The sequence below is a fragment of the Streptococcus cristatus genome (assembly GCF_001588905.1).
Classification (GTDB): domain Bacteria; phylum Bacillota; class Bacilli; order Lactobacillales; family Streptococcaceae; genus Streptococcus; species Streptococcus cristatus_N.
The window spans coordinates 23,251-40,723 of the sequence record NZ_LAWH01000008.1; the positions used below are offsets into that span (position 1 = coordinate 23,251).

General features: G+C 40.6%; 20 protein-coding genes, 1 tRNA gene and 1 pseudogene. 16 read left to right on the plus strand and 6 right to left on the minus strand.

Going from position 1 to position 17,473, the window contains the following annotated elements; all coding sequences use genetic code 11:
- Positions 1-32: 32 nt before the first annotated feature.
- From A0765_RS01600 to groL, 7 genes are all read left to right on the plus strand, one after another.
- Positions 33-467, plus strand: a complete 435-nt coding sequence (locus A0765_RS01600) for a PTS sugar transporter subunit IIA (RefSeq protein WP_062004342.1) — start codon at positions 33-35, stop codon at positions 465-467.
- A 38-nt stretch (positions 468-505) separates the two neighbouring features.
- A complete protein-coding gene (locus A0765_RS01605) occupies positions 506-1,000 on the plus strand; it encodes a PTS sugar transporter subunit IIB (RefSeq protein ID WP_062004344.1) in 495 nt (164 codons plus the stop codon).
- Between the two features lie 124 nt (positions 1,001-1,124).
- Positions 1,125-1,970 carry a PTS mannose/fructose/sorbose/N-acetylgalactosamine transporter subunit IIC gene (locus A0765_RS01610; protein ID WP_005591586.1) on the plus strand — a complete coding sequence of 282 codons (846 nt, stop codon included), beginning with the start codon at positions 1,125-1,127 and terminating at the stop codon, positions 1,968-1,970.
- 1 nt (position 1,971) lies between these two features.
- Positions 1,972-2,811: a PTS system mannose/fructose/sorbose family transporter subunit IID gene (locus A0765_RS01615; RefSeq protein WP_039975565.1), complete on the plus strand. Its 840-nt coding sequence runs from the start codon at positions 1,972-1,974 to the stop codon at positions 2,809-2,811.
- Positions 2,812-2,828: 17 nt separating this feature from the next.
- The gene (locus A0765_RS01620) at positions 2,829-3,119 is read left to right on the plus strand and encodes a hypothetical protein (RefSeq protein WP_005591588.1); all 291 of its coding nucleotides are present in this window, start codon (positions 2,829-2,831) and stop codon (positions 3,117-3,119) included.
- A gap of 140 nt (positions 3,120-3,259) precedes the next feature.
- Entirely contained in the window at positions 3,260-3,541 is a 282-nt protein-coding gene (gene groES / locus A0765_RS01625; RefSeq protein ID WP_048766103.1) for a co-chaperone GroES, read from the plus strand.
- Positions 3,542-3,564: 23 nt separating this feature from the next.
- Positions 3,565-5,187, plus strand: a complete 1,623-nt coding sequence (groL, locus tag A0765_RS01630) for a chaperonin GroEL (RefSeq protein ID WP_062004346.1) — start codon at positions 3,565-3,567, stop codon at positions 5,185-5,187.
- Positions 5,188-5,670: 483 nt separating this feature from the next.
- Here groL and A0765_RS01635 read toward each other — a convergent pair whose 3' ends face one another.
- From A0765_RS01635 to A0765_RS01650, 4 genes are all read right to left on the minus strand, one after another.
- Positions 5,671-6,816, minus strand: a complete 1,146-nt coding sequence (locus A0765_RS01635; protein ID WP_062004348.1) for a low temperature requirement protein A — start codon at positions 6,814-6,816, stop codon at positions 5,671-5,673.
- 311 nt (positions 6,817-7,127) lie between these two features.
- Positions 7,128-7,544, minus strand: a complete 417-nt coding sequence (locus A0765_RS01640) for a helix-turn-helix domain-containing protein (protein ID WP_071788307.1) — start codon at positions 7,542-7,544, stop codon at positions 7,128-7,130.
- A 573-nt stretch (positions 7,545-8,117) separates the two neighbouring features.
- The gene (locus tag A0765_RS01645) at positions 8,118-8,633 is read right to left on the minus strand and encodes a DUF308 domain-containing protein (RefSeq protein WP_062004350.1); all 516 of its coding nucleotides are present in this window, start codon (positions 8,631-8,633) and stop codon (positions 8,118-8,120) included.
- A 223-nt stretch (positions 8,634-8,856) separates the two neighbouring features.
- Complete coding sequence (locus tag A0765_RS01650; protein ID WP_002919839.1) at positions 8,857-9,369, minus strand: helix-turn-helix domain-containing protein; 513 nt, start codon at positions 9,367-9,369, stop codon at positions 8,857-8,859.
- Positions 9,370-9,565: 196 nt separating this feature from the next.
- Between A0765_RS01650 and A0765_RS10415 the strand changes: the two genes are divergently transcribed.
- The 4 genes and pseudogenes from A0765_RS10415 to A0765_RS01670 all read left to right on the plus strand — a co-directional run bounded on the left by A0765_RS10415 (position 9,566) and on the right by A0765_RS01670 (position 12,038).
- Positions 9,566-9,763 (plus strand): hypothetical protein, encoded by a 198-nt coding sequence (locus A0765_RS10415; RefSeq protein WP_002927025.1) that lies wholly within the window; start codon positions 9,566-9,568, stop codon positions 9,761-9,763.
- A gap of 45 nt (positions 9,764-9,808) precedes the next feature.
- Positions 9,809-10,786, plus strand: coding sequence for a replication initiation protein (locus A0765_RS01660; RefSeq protein ID WP_062004352.1), 978 nt, complete (start codon positions 9,809-9,811; stop codon positions 10,784-10,786).
- A gap of 11 nt (positions 10,787-10,797) precedes the next feature.
- Entirely contained in the window at positions 10,798-10,986 is a 189-nt protein-coding gene (locus A0765_RS01665; RefSeq protein WP_000369785.1) for a DUF3173 domain-containing protein, read from the plus strand.
- A 1-nt stretch (position 10,987) separates the two neighbouring features.
- A pseudogene (locus tag A0765_RS01670) lies at positions 10,988-12,038 on the plus strand (tyrosine-type recombinase/integrase).
- Between the two features lie 144 nt (positions 12,039-12,182).
- On the opposite strand, the gene A0765_RS01675 reads toward A0765_RS01670, so the two are convergent.
- Positions 12,183-12,255: transfer RNA gene (locus A0765_RS01675), tRNA-Lys, on the minus strand.
- A 265-nt stretch (positions 12,256-12,520) separates the two neighbouring features.
- Positions 12,521-13,789 (minus strand): replication-associated recombination protein A, encoded by a 1,269-nt coding sequence (locus tag A0765_RS01685; RefSeq protein WP_062004354.1) that lies wholly within the window; start codon positions 13,787-13,789, stop codon positions 12,521-12,523.
- A gap of 87 nt (positions 13,790-13,876) precedes the next feature.
- Here A0765_RS01685 and A0765_RS01690 point away from each other — a divergent pair, with 87 nt between their 5' ends.
- The 5 genes from A0765_RS01690 to A0765_RS01710 all read left to right on the plus strand — a co-directional run bounded on the left by A0765_RS01690 (position 13,877) and on the right by A0765_RS01710 (position 17,337).
- Positions 13,877-14,347, plus strand: coding sequence for a DUF3013 family protein (locus tag A0765_RS01690; protein WP_062004356.1), 471 nt, complete (start codon positions 13,877-13,879; stop codon positions 14,345-14,347).
- Positions 14,348-14,440: 93 nt separating this feature from the next.
- Positions 14,441-15,022 (plus strand): hypothetical protein, encoded by a 582-nt coding sequence (locus A0765_RS01695; RefSeq protein WP_062004358.1) that lies wholly within the window; start codon positions 14,441-14,443, stop codon positions 15,020-15,022.
- 1 nt (position 15,023) lies between these two features.
- Positions 15,024-15,647, plus strand: coding sequence for a hypothetical protein (locus A0765_RS01700; RefSeq protein WP_062004360.1), 624 nt, complete (start codon positions 15,024-15,026; stop codon positions 15,645-15,647).
- Entirely contained in the window at positions 15,640-16,593 is a 954-nt protein-coding gene (gene prmA, locus A0765_RS01705; protein WP_062004362.1) for a 50S ribosomal protein L11 methyltransferase, read from the plus strand. Before A0765_RS01700 ends, prmA begins: the two co-directional genes overlap by 8 nt.
- Entirely contained in the window at positions 16,594-17,337 is a 744-nt protein-coding gene (locus A0765_RS01710) for a 16S rRNA (uracil(1498)-N(3))-methyltransferase (RefSeq protein WP_062004364.1), read from the plus strand.
- The last annotated feature ends 136 nt before the right edge of the window (positions 17,338-17,473 follow it).

The following is a 17,473-nucleotide window of genomic DNA, read 5'->3' on the forward strand; positions in this document are numbered from 1 at the left end:
AATAGAATCAAGAAAATAAGGAGGCAGGAAAGATGAAATATCTTGTACTGGTCAGTCATGGGGGGCTAGCTGAAGGCGTACAAAGCTCCTTGAAGATGTTTGCTGGTGATAAAACAGACCAAATCATCGCCGTGGGTCTGAAAGAGGGAAAATCAGTAGATGATTTTGCTCTTGATTTCCGCCAAGCCTTGGCAGGTTTAGAAGCAGATGATTCAGTCTTGGTTTTAGCCGATATTGTAGGAGGCAGTCCTTTGACCACAGCGGCTAGTGTCCTAGCAGAGTTAGGCAAATTAGATTCGACAGTCATTCTTGGAGGGCTGAATCTGACGATGGGGCTCACTGGCCTTGTGATGAAGGATATGCTGGAAGGCAAAGATCTTGCACAGACGATTCTTTCAGAAGCGACAGCAGCCTTACAGGAGTTTGAAGTCTCATCAGATGACGATGAGGAAGATGACGACATTTAAAAAGTTATTCATTTACTAACTTAGATAGGAGATTTAAAATGGTAGTAACATTTGTACGGATTGACGACCGCATGATCCACGGTCAAACGGTCACTCGCTGGGCTAAGGAATATCCTTGTGATGGGCTGATTGCAATCAATGATGCAGCAGCCAGCAACAAAGTTTTGATTCAAGCCTACAAAGGGGCTTCTGACAAGAAAACTTTCGTTTGGACCAAGGAAGCCTTCAAGGAAAAATCTGGCAAGGTAACCGAATCTGACAGCCGTTATTTCTTGATTACCAAAAATCCGATTGATATGAAAGAAATCTTGGTGGACCAAGGCTTTGTGCCAGGTAATGTCAAAGAAATCATCGTCGGACCAGCCAATGACCGTCCAGGAGCTGTCAAGCTGGGCAACAATCAATCCATCACACAAGAAGAAGCTGAAGCGATCGAAGCGATTGAAAAAGCAGGCTACAAGGTAAAATTCCAGCTGCTTCCAGATGTTTCCATCGGTTACTGGAGCGATTTCAAATCTAAATTTGGTTTTTAAACAGGGGCAGAAGTTAAGCGGGACACGGTTTTGGACTTTCGATAGCCTTGCCAAGCAAGGTCTATTTGAAGGAGTTGGAACCGAGCTCCTGCTACTGCTCGATCTTACTTAAAGGAGAAAGATTATGACAATTTCTTGGTTGCAAGCCGCAATCCTCGGTATCTTTGCTAGTTTGTCTTCTATGCCGGGTATGGGTGGCTCAAGTATTGGTAACTATACACTTGGACGTCCGCTTGTCGGAGGACTCGTCTGTGGTTTAATTTTAGGAGATGTGAGCCTCGGGATTATCTGTGGGGTAGCCATGCAGTTGGTGTATATCGCACTGGTAACCCCTGGCGGTACTGTTTCTGCCGATGTCCGTGCAGTTTCTTATATCGGTATTCCTTTGGCAATGGTTGCGATCAAGTCACAAGGGATTTCAGATGCTCAGCAGGCTGCTGACTTTGCAAAATCAATGGGTGTGCTGGTTGGTACGCTGGGAACTGTTCTCTTCTACGGAACAGCAACAATGAACTTGGTATGGCAACACATGGGCTGGAAAGCGGTCGAACAGGGAGAATACAAAAAATTGTATGCGGTTGACTGGTATCTGCCATGGGTTTCCCACTTCCTCTTCTCTTTCTTGCCAACACTGATTCTTTGCCGTTACGGTGCTGATGCTGTTACAGCTCTGAAAGATGCCCTCCCAATGGATGGTCTACCAATGAAAACCCTCTTCACAGTAGGTTCTCTCCTCCCATGTGTCGGTATTGCGATTCTCTTGAAACAAATCGTTGAAAAAGTGACAGACTTTGTCCCATTCTTCGTTGGCTTTACCTTGGCTGCCTCACTTGGCCTCAACCTTGTGTCTAGTGCAGTTGTATCACTGATCTTTGCCCTGCTCTTCTATGAAGTACAGATGGCGAAAAATGTCAAAGCTAGTGCTGTGGCAGTAGGTGATTTTGACGATGATGACGAGGAGGATATCTAAGATGGCAACTAAAAAAATATCTAAAAAAACACTGACCAAATCATTCCACCACTGGTACTATGGTCACTTGACCTGCTTCTCTCAAGAGCACATGCAGACTTTTGGTTACTTGACTTCTATGCTACCAATCGTGGAAGAATTGTACGATACAAAAGAAGAGCAAGCGCGTTCTATGCACACTTATACAGCCTTCTTCAACACGGAACCTCAGCTGGGTACTCTGGTCGTTGGGATCACAGCTGGTTTGGAAGAAGCGCGTGCCAATGGTGCAGAAGCAGTAAATGACGAAACCATCAACGGACTTCGGGCTGGCTTGATGGGGCCGGTTGCTGGTATCGGTGACTCTCTGATCGTTGGAACCTTGATTCCAGTTATTTTAGGGATTTCAATGGGGCTTTCAAATGGAGGCTCACCTGTCGGTGCCATCTTCTATATCCTAGTTTGGAATCTGCTGGCTTATTTCGGTATGCGTTTCGCTTACTTTAAAGGCTATGAATTGGGAGACAAGGCCGTTGAATTTCTAGTAGGAGAACAAGGGCAAGCTATCCGTAAATCTGTTGGGATTGTCGGCGGAATGGTTATCGGTGCTGTTGCAGCAACTTGGGTACCTATCAAAACTGCCTTCCAATTGACCAATCCGGGTGAAAAAGAGCCTTACCTTGTCTTACAAGATAAATTAGACGGTGTTTACCCAGGTCTCTTAACAGCTGTTTTTATCGTATTTTGCTGGTGGCTCATGGCCAAGAAGAACCTTTCTCCAATCAAAGTGATGCTCATTCTGGTTGTTATCGCCTTTCTTGGAGTACTGGCTGGCTTCTTTAACCCAGGTCTCCAATATTAAGAAAAAGAGGAAAAATCATGACAGAACAAGAATTGATTCAAGGCTATGAAACAGAAATTCAATACCAGAAGCATATGATTGAAAATCTCGGACGCTGGTTTAGTCTTTTCTTTACCATTGCCAGTATCGGTTTTGTCCTGATTTATCTCTTTCATCGAACTAATCTGCTTCTGTTTATCGTAGGAGTCATCTTAGCTATTTTGGGAATTCTTGTCATGCTGGTCTTTGGCTATGGCATCTACAAGGGTAGACTAAATCTGCAAAAAGTGATTGATGATTTTGAAGAGAAACTGAAGTTAGCTCAATAATGTTTCCAATTAATTTCCCCAAAAACTTTGTCATTCGGCAAAGTTTTTTCTTGACTATTTCTGACCAAGTGATAAAATAATAACTATAGATTAGCACTCGATGTCATAGAGTGCTAAAATTCAATCTTTGGAGGAAAAAGATGTTAAAACCATTAGGTGACCGTGTGGTCTTAAAAGTAGAAGAAAAAGAACAGAAAGTTGGTGGCTTTGTCATTGCTGGTGCAGGACAGGACGCGACAAAAGAAGCAAAAGTTATTGCAGTTGGCCAAGGAATCCGTACGTTGAACGGAGAGTTGGTTGCACCAAGTGTCAAGCCAGGTGATAAGGTTTTAGTTGAAAGTCATGCTGGCATTGAAGTCAAAGATCAAGATGAGAAATTCTTGGTTGTTGGGGAAGCAAGCATTCTTGCAATTGTGGAGTAAAAATCTAAGAAAGAGGTTTAAAAATGGCAAAAGATATTAAATTTTCATCAGATGCACGCAGCGCAATGGTTCGTGGTGTGGATATTCTAGCAGATACTGTCAAGGTAACCTTGGGCCCTAAAGGTCGCAATGTCGTTTTGGAAAAATCTTTTGGTTCACCCCTCATCACCAATGACGGTGTGACCATTGCCAAGGAAATCGAACTGGAAGACCATTTTGAAAATATGGGTGCTAAGCTAGTGTCAGAAGTGGCTTCAAAAACCAATGATATCGCTGGAGACGGAACAACGACTGCTACTGTCTTGACCCAAGCTATCGTCCGAGAAGGGATTAAAAACGTGACTGCGGGTGCCAACCCAATCGGTATCCGCCGCGGAATTGAAGCAGCAGTTGCGACTGCTGTCAGCGCTCTGAAAGAAACTGCGATTCCAGTTTCTAACAAGGAAGCAATTGCTCAGGTTGCTGCCGTATCTTCTCGCAGCGAGAAAGTCGGCGAGTACATCTCTGAAGCTATGGAAAAAGTTGGCAACGATGGCGTTATCACCATCGAAGAGTCCAAAGGGATGGAAACAGAGCTGGATGTCGTAGAAGGAATGCAGTTTGACCGTGGCTACCTGTCTCAATACATGGTGACGGATAGCGAAAAAATGGTGGCTGATCTGGACAACCCTTATATCTTGATTACAGACAAGAAAATTTCTAACATTCAAGAGATTTTGCCATTGTTGGAAAGTATTTTGAAAACCAACCGTCCGCTCTTGATCATTGCAGATGATGTGGATGGTGAAGCTCTGCCAACACTGGTTCTTAACAAGATTCGTGGTACCTTTAATGTCGTGGCTGTTAAAGCACCAGGTTTCGGTGACCGTCGCAAGGCTATGTTGGAAGACATTGCCATCTTGACTGGTGGTACAGTGATTACAGAAGACCTTGGTCTGGAGCTCAAAGATGCGACCATTGAAGCGCTTGGACAAGCTTCTAAAGTAACTGTTGACAAGGATAGCACTGTGATTGTGGAAGGCTCTGGTAATCCAGAAGCCATTGCTAACCGTGTGGCCGTTATTAAATCGCAAATCGAAAGTACAACTTCTGAGTTTGATAAAGAAAAATTGCAAGAACGTCTGGCTAAATTGTCCGGTGGTGTAGCTGTGATTAAGGTCGGTGCTGCAACCGAAACCGAACTTAAAGAAATGAAACTCCGCATTGAAGATGCCCTTAATGCGACTCGTGCCGCAGTAGAAGAAGGGATCGTGTCAGGTGGTGGTACAGCCTTTGTTAGCGTATTAGATGCAGTAGCTGACCTTGACTTAACAGGCGATGAAGCGACTGGCCGGAACATCGTCCTCCGCGCTTTGGAAGAGCCTGTCCGTCAAATCGCTTTGAATGCTGGTTTTGAAGGCTCTATCATCATCGACCGCCTGAAAAACTCTGAAGCTGGTACAGGCTTTAACGCAGCGACTGGCGAATGGGTGAACATGATTGAAGCTGGAATCATTGACCCAGTTAAGGTGACGCGCTCAGCCCTGCAAAATGCCGCTTCAGTTGCTAGCTTGATTTTGACAACAGAAGCTGTTGTGGCCAATAAGCCAGAACCTGCGCCAGCAGCACCAGCTATGGATCCAAGCATGATGGGCGGCATGATGTAGGACACATCAAAGAAAGTACAACTTTTTTGAAAACAATAAAGTAAAAAAGACTTCAAACTATTGATCCAAAACAATGGTTTGAAGCCTTTTTATTGTACGGATAATGGGACGAAAGCTTGTAAAATAATGAAAAAGCCTTGGATTCCAAGGCTTTTTAGTCATACTTTCTATGCCCCCTGCATGAATTTGTAAGAACTTTTCATATTGAAAATAAACAAAAGTGTTGAAATATAGCTGATTTTAGGGAAATACTTTTAGGTGTTTTCACTGTCAGGCTTTAAAAACGTGGCAAAAGTGGGGCAAAAACGAATGACTCACATTTGGTTTGAAAATCTATAATACCTAATGATTATGCCATACTAGATATATAGTGTTGTTATAAATAAATGTCAGTGCGAGTTCAAATCGGAGGATAAAATGGAAAAACAAATTAATGAAAAAAAAGCCTTGGAAAACCAAGGCTTTTTTAATGCTATAAACTCATTAAAAGAACCCCCAGTTAGATTTGGAATATTTTTTATTCTGTGTCACATAAAAATAAATAAAATGAATGGCTATAGCTAGAGTAAAAATGGTTGCAATACTCAACACTGTTATAGGATTAGAAGCGGAAAGCAAAGAGAGAATCAAGGCAGCCAGATAGAGTGTCGCTTGAGCACAGTAGTAACTTCTCGGATAGCGAAGATAGTTTTTGTTATAGGGCCCATTTGCTAGGACAGCAGCTTGGAAGAGGCCAATTCCGATATAAAAGAAGCTGATTGCAACGAGAAGATTAGCCTCGGGATTCAGGAGATAACCCATCGAAACTGTCATCAACATAAGCCCGATGAAAATAGGATAGTGACTATAAATTACAAATAATCCCTTTTGACTAGATCCTTCATCAATAGCATGGTCAAATTCGCCAAAATAAAACAAGAACAGGGAAAGCATGATAACGAAATTGAGAACCGAATAAATCGAGAAATTCTCGACTGTAAAGAAGCTAGCTAGCCCAACAACCATCTCTCCAAACGTAATAATCACAAGAAGGGAGACGCGCTCGATTAAATGGGGAAGATTTACCTGGAAATGCTCATCTTTAGTAATCAAGAAAATTGGCACAATAAATGTTAGCAGAATACTAGCAATAAAGATATAGACTCCAACGTAAATAGGAAAAAGAGCTGCCAGATAGACTCCTAAACTTCCTAGACCTGTTAACCATAGAAAACCTTTGATACTTTCCCGATCAGTATTATCGGTTGATTTTCTAAAAAATTCAACCAAATATTGAAAAAATAAGGTAAGGGTCAATGTACCAACAGCCCAACAGGTATAATAGAACCATTGTTTCCAATTGTATCCAATCATATTGGACATAAAGAGCATAAGTCCCATGTTGATAAACATGATTACCATGTTAAATAACGAGTTTGTTCCATAGCGATTGGTATAAATGGTTTGAATCATCCAGGAATTGATGATAACCATGACAGAGATGAAGAAATCAAGTAAAGAATCCCAAGCCACAACACCGCTATGAAGAGGGTGAATTAAAGCAGTTGCTTTTGAAATTGCAAAAACAAACACTAGGTCATAAAATAGTTCTGAAAATTCTACACGTTTATGCTTAATAAGAGTTGTCATATTAATACCTTTCTACTTTAGAAATACAATACATTATAACAGAAAATGGTAATGAAAGAAAAGGATATGCTTAAATAACTTTATGTGGCGCGAATTGTAAAAACCTTGGACACATTTACCTCATGTACCAACTTACAGGCGGAGTGTTTGATGATTGGTAATAAAGAATGGGTGTTGAAACATTCAAGTTATTATCATACTGAGAAAGATGGAACAACAAAACGAGTTGAGTTCAATGCAACTAAGCAACCGGAAGAACTGAAGAATAAGATTTTACAATAGAAAAGCGAGGATATCCTCGCTTTTTTTATTTAATCTAATAGCTCCTTATTTTCAATTAAGAGCTCTAGTGGAGATTTATCTCTTGCTTCAATAAAACCAGGTTCATATTGGGTATGAAGTGTTCTTTTCTGAGAAGTTGGATCAATATACAACTCTTTTCCATCTTCTGTGTATAGTTGGTTGCCTCTTGTTAGGTAAAGTAAATCCTCTAAGTACTGTCCATCAGTATGTAGGAAATGCTCGATGTATTTGACAGCTTTTAAGATTTCACTTACTTTATCAGAGTATTCATTAGATTCAAGAACACTCTTTTCTAACTCAATCTCTTTACTCGTTCCAAAGAGTTGGGTTGGAGTTGCATTAAAATATTCTGCTATCTTATCCAAATTTGCAAAGGTAGGATAGCTTTTTTGTTTTTCGTAATCAGAGATGGACTGTTTACCGATTCCTAATTACCTCAGTCTCTTCAGTCTGTTAATTTTTTTTCGAAAATTTCTCTCATTAGTTAAATTAAATGGTTCTTTTCAATTAAGTTTTAACTTCTATCTGGTAAGTAAAAGGAAAAATAATACCCGTGGTGCTAGTTAAACTCAAAATACAAGAAAAGCCTAAAAGGACTATACTGTAAGTGACAAAACAAAACAGGAGGATAGTCCAAATGAGCCACTTACATTAGTCCTGTGAAATACAGAACTAAATCCTTCACTTAAATTACTTGTCTAACTTTTTGGGGTCAGTACAAACAGTGCTTTTTTTGTTGAAATCGCAAAGAATCTAAGCTTTCTTTTTGCAGATAACATTCGCTCTTTTATTTTCGGTATGATTGAGTCGATGCCCCGTTCTCGACCGGTTATTATTGCAACTTATCGAATGCTAGAGCACTATGCCATCACTTTTTGGAAGAATACTTGGAGCAATTCTACGCAGAATGGAATGCGAAAAAGTGATAATTAAAGAGACAAAAAAGCTGAGAATATGATTTCCCAGCTTTTTTGAATGCGATAGAAATAGCAACTAGACTATTTACGAAAGACCTCAATAATGTAGGTGAAGCCAGTAACTAAAAATGCAAAGGCAATGACATAAACGACAAAGACACCTGTAGCCACTGGATTGAACAGAATCACTAGACCTAGTAAAAATTCAAGCAAGGCTACCCACGTGATATTGCTACCAATAATAGGGAAAATCAATCCTATACGATTGCCTTTAAAGAAAGCAATAATGGCTTCTACAATTAACCAAATTCCTACAATGGTCGGAATGACGACCGGCAGGGTCAAAAAGCCATAAGCAACGAGGTAAAGAGCTAAGAGAAGACTAACAAATCCTTGGAAAAGATAAACAGGTGAGCGAAGCTCTTTTGGTGCAGAGAAATAGCCTAAAATAGCTGCTATAGAAGAAACCAGTAAACTAAATGCAATCCACCAGCTGTAAGCAACAAGATTAGCTACTGGGTTTGTAAATAGGAAAAGTCCTAAAAGGACAAAAACAACTCCTGCAAGGAATAGCAGTAAACGATTAGAAAATTTCATTTCAATACCCTCTATATAGTATAGTATAGTTTGCTAATAAAACTATTGTACTTATTTTTATAGAAAATGTCAATAAAATAAATAAACAATTTGGAAGTTTCAGTCTGACTTACAAAAAGAAAAGGAGTTTTCACTCCTTTTCACAGATTGAAGACAAAGTCCTTATAAAAGTGTCTTCTAAAGATTTTAACTTCAATCTGAAGCGAGGTTATCCTCGCTTTTTCTATTTATCAAACAATTCCTTATTTTCAATTAAGAGTTCTAGTGGAGATTTATCCCTTGCTACAATAAAACCAGGTTCATATTGGTTATGAAGTGTTCTTTTCTGAGAAGTTGGATCAATATACAACTCATCTCCATCTTCTGTGTATAGTTGGTTGCCTCTTGTTAAGTAAAGTAAATCCTCTAAGTACTGTCCATCAGTTTCTAGAAAATCTTCGATGTATTTGACAGCTTTTAAAATCTCACTTACTTTATCAGAGTATTCATTAGATTCAAGAACACTCTTTTCTAACTCAATCTCTTTACTCGTTCCAAAGAGTTGGGTTGGAGTTGCATTAAAATATTCTGCTATCTTATCCAAATTTGCAAAGGTAGGATAGCTTTTTTGTTTTTCGTAATCAGAGATGGACTGTTTACCAATTCCTAAATCTTCAGCTAGTTGAGTTTGACTTACTCCTTTTTCTATGCGTAGGCGTGCCAAATTGGGTCCAAAATTTTGAATAATAAAGGTCATGGAAAACTCCTATTCTTTTATTTTTAACTTATTTTATCACCTATAAACTTACAAATCAAGTTTTTAGTTGACTATTTAAAATATTTTTTATAAAATATATTTATAACTTATAAATAAGTTATAAATAATACAAAAAAATAGCTCGTAAGTTTAGGGACAGTGAGTGAGGAGGAAGTTGAGGATGAGACGATGACTTATGACTATTCGAAGCCTTAGAGCTAGAAATTGTGTGGACAAGGACAAGGGCGAGCCTGACGGGAAGTCAGGCGAAGTCCCGAAGACTGCCGTCCAGACAATTTCTAGCCAAGCAAAAGTTGGCTATTCTAACAGCCAGCAAAAAGGTACACTTAGGACAACGTCCAAAGAACGACGGAACGAGCAAACGTTGATTTGACGGTGTTTCTGAGACCTAAAAAATCTAAAAGAAGGGGGGACAATTTTGTTGGTTTCTTTACAAGATTTAAGAAGCATTCAAGAACGATGTGATGTAGGAGAATTAGTACAGCGACTAGATGTCAGTATTGATAGATTAACGGTTATCTGGGATACAGACACTGGTTCCCTAAGACGAATTTTCAAAAATCTGAAACAGGCAATAAGTACAAGAGTTGACGCATTTGAAATACATGATAACGTGCGAGATGATGTCTTTGCTTTAGCTAAGGATCTTAATGAGTATGATTCAATCAATATTATATTTTTTCAATTATCCACTTATGGAGGTGAACAATTGATTCGGATTGATTTCAATCCTAACACTTTAAAAGAATTTGATGGAATGAAAGTATGGAGGCAATTAATGTACTTTGCCAGATTGAATTCATTGACGGTACGTTTGTCTCGTTTTGATTTGGCATTTGACATTTTCAACAGGCCTGAAATCGTTAATTTGCAACATATTAAAGGTGGTGTTACACATAAGGTCTTCTATGGTCGAGGGGGCGAATTAGAGACGAAATATTGGGGTTCTAGCGGTAGTAATGTACAAGTTAGGTTATATGATAAGAATAAAGAAATCATTGCTCACAAGCGAGAAGAGAAGCTAGATTTGGATGTGAATCCGTTTTGGTGGAGACTAGAGTTCCAACTCAGAACCAAAGCGATTGGTGAGGAGATGGTCCAAGATATTATGAGTAGACTTGATAATTTCGGGTTTTATAAGCTAGATCATATTCGAGTGGATCAAAGAGCCTTTACAATTATCTTTCTCAACAATCCTGAACTGTTATCATTAGCTTTTCCAAATTTAAAATCAGACAGCATCAAAAAGAAAAAAACAAGAGTCCGCAAACTATTGAGAGAAGAAACGAACCAATTTGCGGAAGAATTAAAAGAAGTATTAATACAGAATCTCCCTAAATTAAATATAGAATTAAAACTACTTGTAGGCGAGTTTCTGAATTTAGAAAATAATTAAGGAGGATAACTATGGATAATAATTTAATTAGTAACAAAGAATTAATTGAAATGGGCTATCGCCCTCATACAGCGAATGATATCATTCATCAGGCAAGAGAATTACTTGTATCACGAGGCTATACATTTTATAATCGCAAACGTTTGATGGTTGTTCCAAAAAGTGTTGTAAATGAGATTCTAGGAACAGAGGTGGCGTAATATGGCAAGTGTTCGTTATCGAAAGCGAGGAGATAGTAACTTATGGACCTATGAAATTCGTAACGAAGGAAAAACTGTTGCTCATAATAGCGGTTTTAAAACAAAAAAACTTGCAGAGTCAGAAGCTGAACCGATTCTGCAAGAACTTCGTTTAGGGAAAAGAATTTCTAGAGATATTTCTCTTGTCGATCTATATCAAGAATGGCTTGAACTAAAAATTCTACCGAGTAGTAGGTCGGAAGAGACAAAGAAAAAATATCTTCTCCGTAAAAACACAATTGAAAGATTATTTGGAAATAAAAAAGTCACTCAAATTCGTGCGAGTGAATACCAAAGAATAATGAATAAGTATGGGCAAACAGTTGGTAGAAATTTTCTTGGTAGATTAAATACTGGAATTCATCAGAGCATCCAAATGGCAATTGCAGACAAAGTTCTAATAGATGATTTTACACAACATGTCGAGTTATTTTCATCCAAAGAACAACAGATGACAGAAGAGAAATATTTACATACAGAAAAGGACTATCTGGATTTACTTTTAGCAGTAAAGAGAAAATTTGATTACCAACGTTCAATTGTTCCTTATATCGTCTATTTTCTATTAAAAACAGGCATGAGGTTTGGAGAGTTAATAGCGTTAACTTGGAATGAAGTTGATTTTGACAGAGGACTGCTAAAAACATATAGGAGGTTTAATACCCTTTCTCATAAATTTGTCCCTCCAAAAAACAAAACGTCTATTCGGATGGTACCGATAGACGAAGAATGTATTAAGATATTACAAGTCCTAAAAATTGAACAGGAGAAGGCTAATAAAGAGCTAGGAATCAAGAATAGGTATAAAATGATTTTTCAGCATTATGGATATATTCACTTGGTACCAGACATTGCAAGTGTCAATAAAGCTTTGAGTGTTCTCTTAAATGAGTTGAACATTTATCCAATTATCACGACAAAAGGCTAGCTCTCTATGCTCCAAAGATGTTGACCTTGGAGTTATCGCAAAAATTTTAGGGAATCGAGATATTTCAAGGTTAGTGGAAGTATAGGCTCATACTTTAGAGGAGAAAATTTTCAAATCAGAGATGTTCGCAAAGATTGCTCATAAAAAATGTGGGGCAAATGATGGGGCAGAATGATTTCAGAGCAAGTAAAAAAGCCTACAGAATAGGCTTTCTTAGTCATACTTTCTATGCCCCCTGCAGGGCTCGAACCTGCGACCCATAGATTAAGAGTCTACTGCTCTACCAACTGAGCTAAGGAGGCAAGAGAAAAAGCTGTATTGGTGCCGGACCTTCACGATTTGTATTGAACCCGCGCAATTAAGCAGGTGGGCAACTCGCTCTAACTGAAGCTGCTTCCGCGTGACACGGCTTGCACGCTGTTAGAAGTCTTTTGTTTCCCTAATAATACAAAAAATAGTCGGTCAACACTTAAGTGTGAAGTCGTACACCACAGCGTTTCTATAATTATAATACCATAAATTTTGAAAAATTCAAGAGAAAAATGTGATTTTTTGCAAACGATGCCATCATTTTTTTAAGTCATCGATCTTATTCTTGGTCAATCCAAGGGCTCGCTCGTATTTGCCATTTTCATTGGGAGTGAAATAATCGGCATCTTTTATCTTGTCAGGTAGATAGTCCTGCTTGACCCAATTGCCAGGATAGGAGTGAGGGTAGAGATAGTCCTTTGCATTGCCCAATTCCTTGCTGCCGGCATAGTGGCCGTCGCGTAAGTGGCGGGGAATAGGCAGGTTTCCATTCTTTCGTAAGTCAGCTAAGGCCTTGTCCATGGCCACATAGGCTGAATTGGACTTGGGAGATAGAGCCAGATCAATAACAATATTGGCAATGAGGATACGGGCTTCAGGAAAGCCGATCCGTTGGGCAGCTTCCAAAGCTGTAACGGTATGGACTTGTGCGTCAGGATTTGCCAGGCCAATATCCTCGTAAGCAATAACGGTCAAGCGTCGAGCTAGGCTAGGCAAGTCTCCTGCCTCAACGAGGCGAGCTGCGTAGTGGAGACTGGCATTGACATCGGAGCCACGGATGGACTTCTGCAGGGCAGAGAGGACATCGTAATGGCCGTCCCCGTCCTTATCCATGGTGATATAGCTCTTTTGCAGGCTGTTTTCCATGACATCGAGCGTGATGTGACGGATGCCCTTGCTATCTTCTGGTGTAGAAAGCACGGCTAGATCCAGCGAATTATAGGCGGAGCGTAGGTCTCCGTTGGTAGAGATAGCAATGAAATCCAGAGCTTCATCGTCTAGCTCCACTGGGAAATCAAATCCTCGCTCCTTATCCGTCAAGGCTAGCTGAATGGCTGTCCGGATGTCGTCGTTGCTGAGGGGCTCAAGCTCAAATATCTGAACCCGGCTGCGAATAGCGGGAGTGACAGAAAAGAAAGGATTTTCCGTCGTCGCCCCAATCATGATGACCAAACCGCTTTCTAATAGCGGCAGCAGGAAGTCTTGCTTGGTCTTGTCCAAGCGGTGAATTTCATCCAGCAGGAGTACCAGTCCACCGGAAAATTTCGCTTCTTCAGCGATTTCCTGCAGGCGCTTCTTGCTATCTACGGTGGCGTTAAAGGTCCGAAAGGCAAACTTGGTTGTGCCGGCAATAGCTGAGGCGATGGAGGTTTTGCCGATGCCGGGTGGCCCGTAGAGAATCATCGAGGACAGGCGGTTGGCTTCAACCATGCGACGGATGATTTTCCCTGGGCCGACCAGATGCTGCTGGCCGATGATCTGATCAATGCTGGTCGGTCGCATGCGTAGGGCGAGGTTTTCTGGCATAAGATTTCCTTTCTGCAAGTGTTTTTCTTAGCGTTTTGTGTTACTATTGTAGATAGTAATATTTTATCACAATGAAAAGAGGAAATCATGGCTAAGTACGGTTTTTTGGAGATATTGGACGAGGAAATGGAGAAGAGCTTTCCTTTTGACTATGAGATTAACTGGGACAAGAAGAATCACGCAGTGGAAGTGGCCTTCCTCCTTGAGGTGCAAAATCCCGGCGCTATTGAGACGGTTGATGCTGAGGGGAATGCCTCGGCTGAGGATATTTACTTTGAGGAAGCTGTGCTTTTCTACAATCCGGCCAAGTCTCACTTTGAAGCTGAGGACTATTTGGCAGCCCTGCCCTACGAGCCTAAGAAGGGTCTGTCGCGGGAGTTTCTGGTTTATTTCGTAGATTTTCTAACCCAAACAGCTGAGTCTGGACTCGATGCACTCATGGACTTCTTAGCAGATCCAGAGGCAGCAGAGTTTGAGCTAGCTTGGAATGCTGAGGCTTTTGAAAATGGCAGAGCTGATTTGACTGAGACAGACTTTTATCCTTATCCGAGGTATTAGGAGGATATATAGTAATCTATATTTCTAGGACTTACCTAGTAAGGCTATACACTAATTAGCAAAAAGTATGGAAGATAATGTGAGAGGAGCATTATGAATGAAATTTTAGCTGCCTTTATAGGGGCAGTAGTTGCAGCTTTTGTAACGTATCTGGTGTCAAATCGTGATTTAAGTGATTCGCTGGATTCTAAATCTGAATGGCGTAAAAAACTATTTGAAGTTGCATCAACCTATGAGTTGACTCTTGATCATGCACAGACGGTACGAGCAACATTGAGATTCTTACCACAAGATAAAGCAGTTGAAGAATATTCTTTTGCTTGGTTTAGTAATGTTATGACTAAACATTTAGATGATTATATTCTTAGTGGCAAGTATCAGATGGAAGAAAAAGAGTCTTTTAAAAAGAGCAAAAAAACAAAGTTTTTTCAGTTCCAAGTGTTAGAGACAGAGGAGCTGAAGGAAAATAAAATCAGCACACTAGGGGTTTTTGATACCAAAATCGTACGTCTCTTTGCCATGTTCTTGCTTAAGTATCATTATGAAAATATAAGTTCCATGGGACCTAGAGAATATCTTTTTATCGGTAAAAGAAATAAAAACAAAACCTATAATCCTATAGTAGCAGAAGCTTATTGTAAGTATGTTGAGTTATTAATTAGAGAGGAAATATAAAATGTCAAACAATGCTGAGGAACGTCAGGGAGATAACAAGAAGTTATATACTCCATTTCAGGAAGATAATAGTCAGACATATGAATCATCTATTTGGCAATCTATCTTAATTTTAGTTATGTTAACTATTTTTTTGATTATGCTAGTAGTATTACTTGAAAAATGTTTCGGAGATAGCTTGACTAGCTTACTTGATACTAAATTCTGTATATTCAAATTTAGATATATTTTATACTTTATCTTTTTTGTTATTGCGTCTTTCTATGGTTATAGTTATTACAAAATGTCAAATAAAGATAAATCATCCTGTACAATTTCTTGGCTAGTCGGACTTTCTTTGCTGTTTATTTTAATTATAGTGATTGGATTGTTTGGAAAAATTACTGGAAATAATTTGCTTAAAATTGAAGTACTTAACCTCCCAATAGTTGCTATTGAATTAACAAGAATTAACTCACAAGGTGTTTTATATATTCTTTCCCTTTTTATTGCACTTCTATCTGGTAGTGTAGTTTATCAAAAAGGTAAAGAGAATAGACAAAAACAACAGGATATGACAGGTAAAATAGAAAAGTTGGACAATGTCTTGAAACAAATTTATGGAGAAGGAAAATCAAATGGATAAGTGGCAGGAATTAACGATTGGAGTGAAGCGGGAGGCGGAAGAAGCAGCCTCGAATATTCTGATTGAGCTGGGCAGTCAGGGCGTGGCTATTGATGACAGCGCAGATTATCTGGGGCAGGTTGACCAGTATGGCGAGCTATTTCCAGAAGTTGAGCAGAGCGAGCGGGTCAAGATTACCGGCTACTACCCAGATTCGGTGGATATAGAGGCTGTTGCAGCCAAGGCCAATGAGCGACTAGCTGAGCTGGATGGCTTTGGCTTGGAGACGGGCGATATTCAGCTGACTCGGCAGGAATTGGCTGAGGAAGACTGGGCAGACAACTGGAAGAAATACTTTGAGCCGGCTCGGATTACCCATGACTTGACCATTGTGCCGTCCTGGACGGACTACGAGGCGACAGCTGGTGAGAAGATTATCAAGCTGGATCCTGGCATGGCCTTTGGTACGGGCACTCACCCGACGACCAAGATGAGCCTCTTTGCACTGGAGCAGGTCTTGCGGGGCGGAGAAACGGTGCTGGATGTAGGCACGGGCAGCGGCGTTCTCTCCATTGCCAGCTCTCTCTTGGGGGCTAAGGACATCTACGCCTATGATTTAGACGAGGTGGCAGTACGCGTAGCCCAGGAAAATATTGAGCTCAATCCAGGTATGGAGAACATCCATGTGGCACCGGGGGATCTTCTCCGAGGCGTAGAAATTGAGGCGGATGTCATTGTTGCCAACATTTTGGCCGATATTCTCATCCATCTAACAGAGGATGCCTACCGTCTGGTCAAGGATGAGGGCTATCTGATTATGAGTGGGATTATTTCTGAGAAGTGGGAAATGGTGCGCGAGTCAGCAGAAACGGCAGGATTTTTCCTTGAAACGCATATGATTCAGGGTGAATGGAATGCCTGTGTCTTTAAGAAAACGCAGGACATTTCAGGCGTGATAGGTGGTTAGATGCAGCAGTATTTTATAAAAGGAATTCCTCAGTCTCCTCTGGTGGTCACGGATAAGGACACGTCCAAGCACATGTTTTCAGTCATGCGGCTTAAAGAGGGCGACCAAGTCACACTGGTCTTTGATGATGGTGTGAAACGGCTGGCTCAGGTGTTGGATCCCAGCCAGCAGAGTTTGGAAATTTTGGAGGAGCTGGCGGACAATACCGAGTTGCCGGTTCAAGTGACCATTGCTTCAGGCTTTCCCAAGGGTGATAAGTTAGAGTTTATCACCCAAAAGGCAACGGAGCTGGGAGCCAATGCTATCTGGGCCTTTCCAGCGGACTGGTCGGTGGCCAAGTGGGATGGCAAAAAGCTAGCCAAAAAGAGCGAAAAGCTAGAGAAAATTGCTCAGGGAGCAGCGGAGCAGAGCAAGCGCAATCTGATTCCTGAGGTTCGGCTCTTTGATAAAAAGGCAGATTTTCTGGTGGCCTTGGCAGACTTTGACCGCATCATCGTGGCTTATGAAGAATCGGCAAAAACAGGAGAATCTGCAGCTCTGGTCCGAGCTCTGTCGGGCTTAGCAGCCGGCGCAAAAGTGCTCTTTATCTTTGGACCAGAGGGCGGTCTCTCACCAGATGAAATAGCAGCTTTTGGCCAAGCAGGGGCTGTCTCCGCTGGTCTAGGTCCACGTATCCTGCGGGCTGAAACTGCCCCGCTTTATGCCTTGGCCGCAGTCAGTGTTATGCTTGAATTAGAAAAATGAAATCAGCGGACTTCTGCTGATTTTTTCTTGTCTGTCGCTACTAGATTCCTTTTTGTGGAAAACTGTTCTTGACATAAAAAATTTTTATGGCCAGCTTTAAAAAATACTATTGGACGGCTAAGAGGTGGAATGGTAA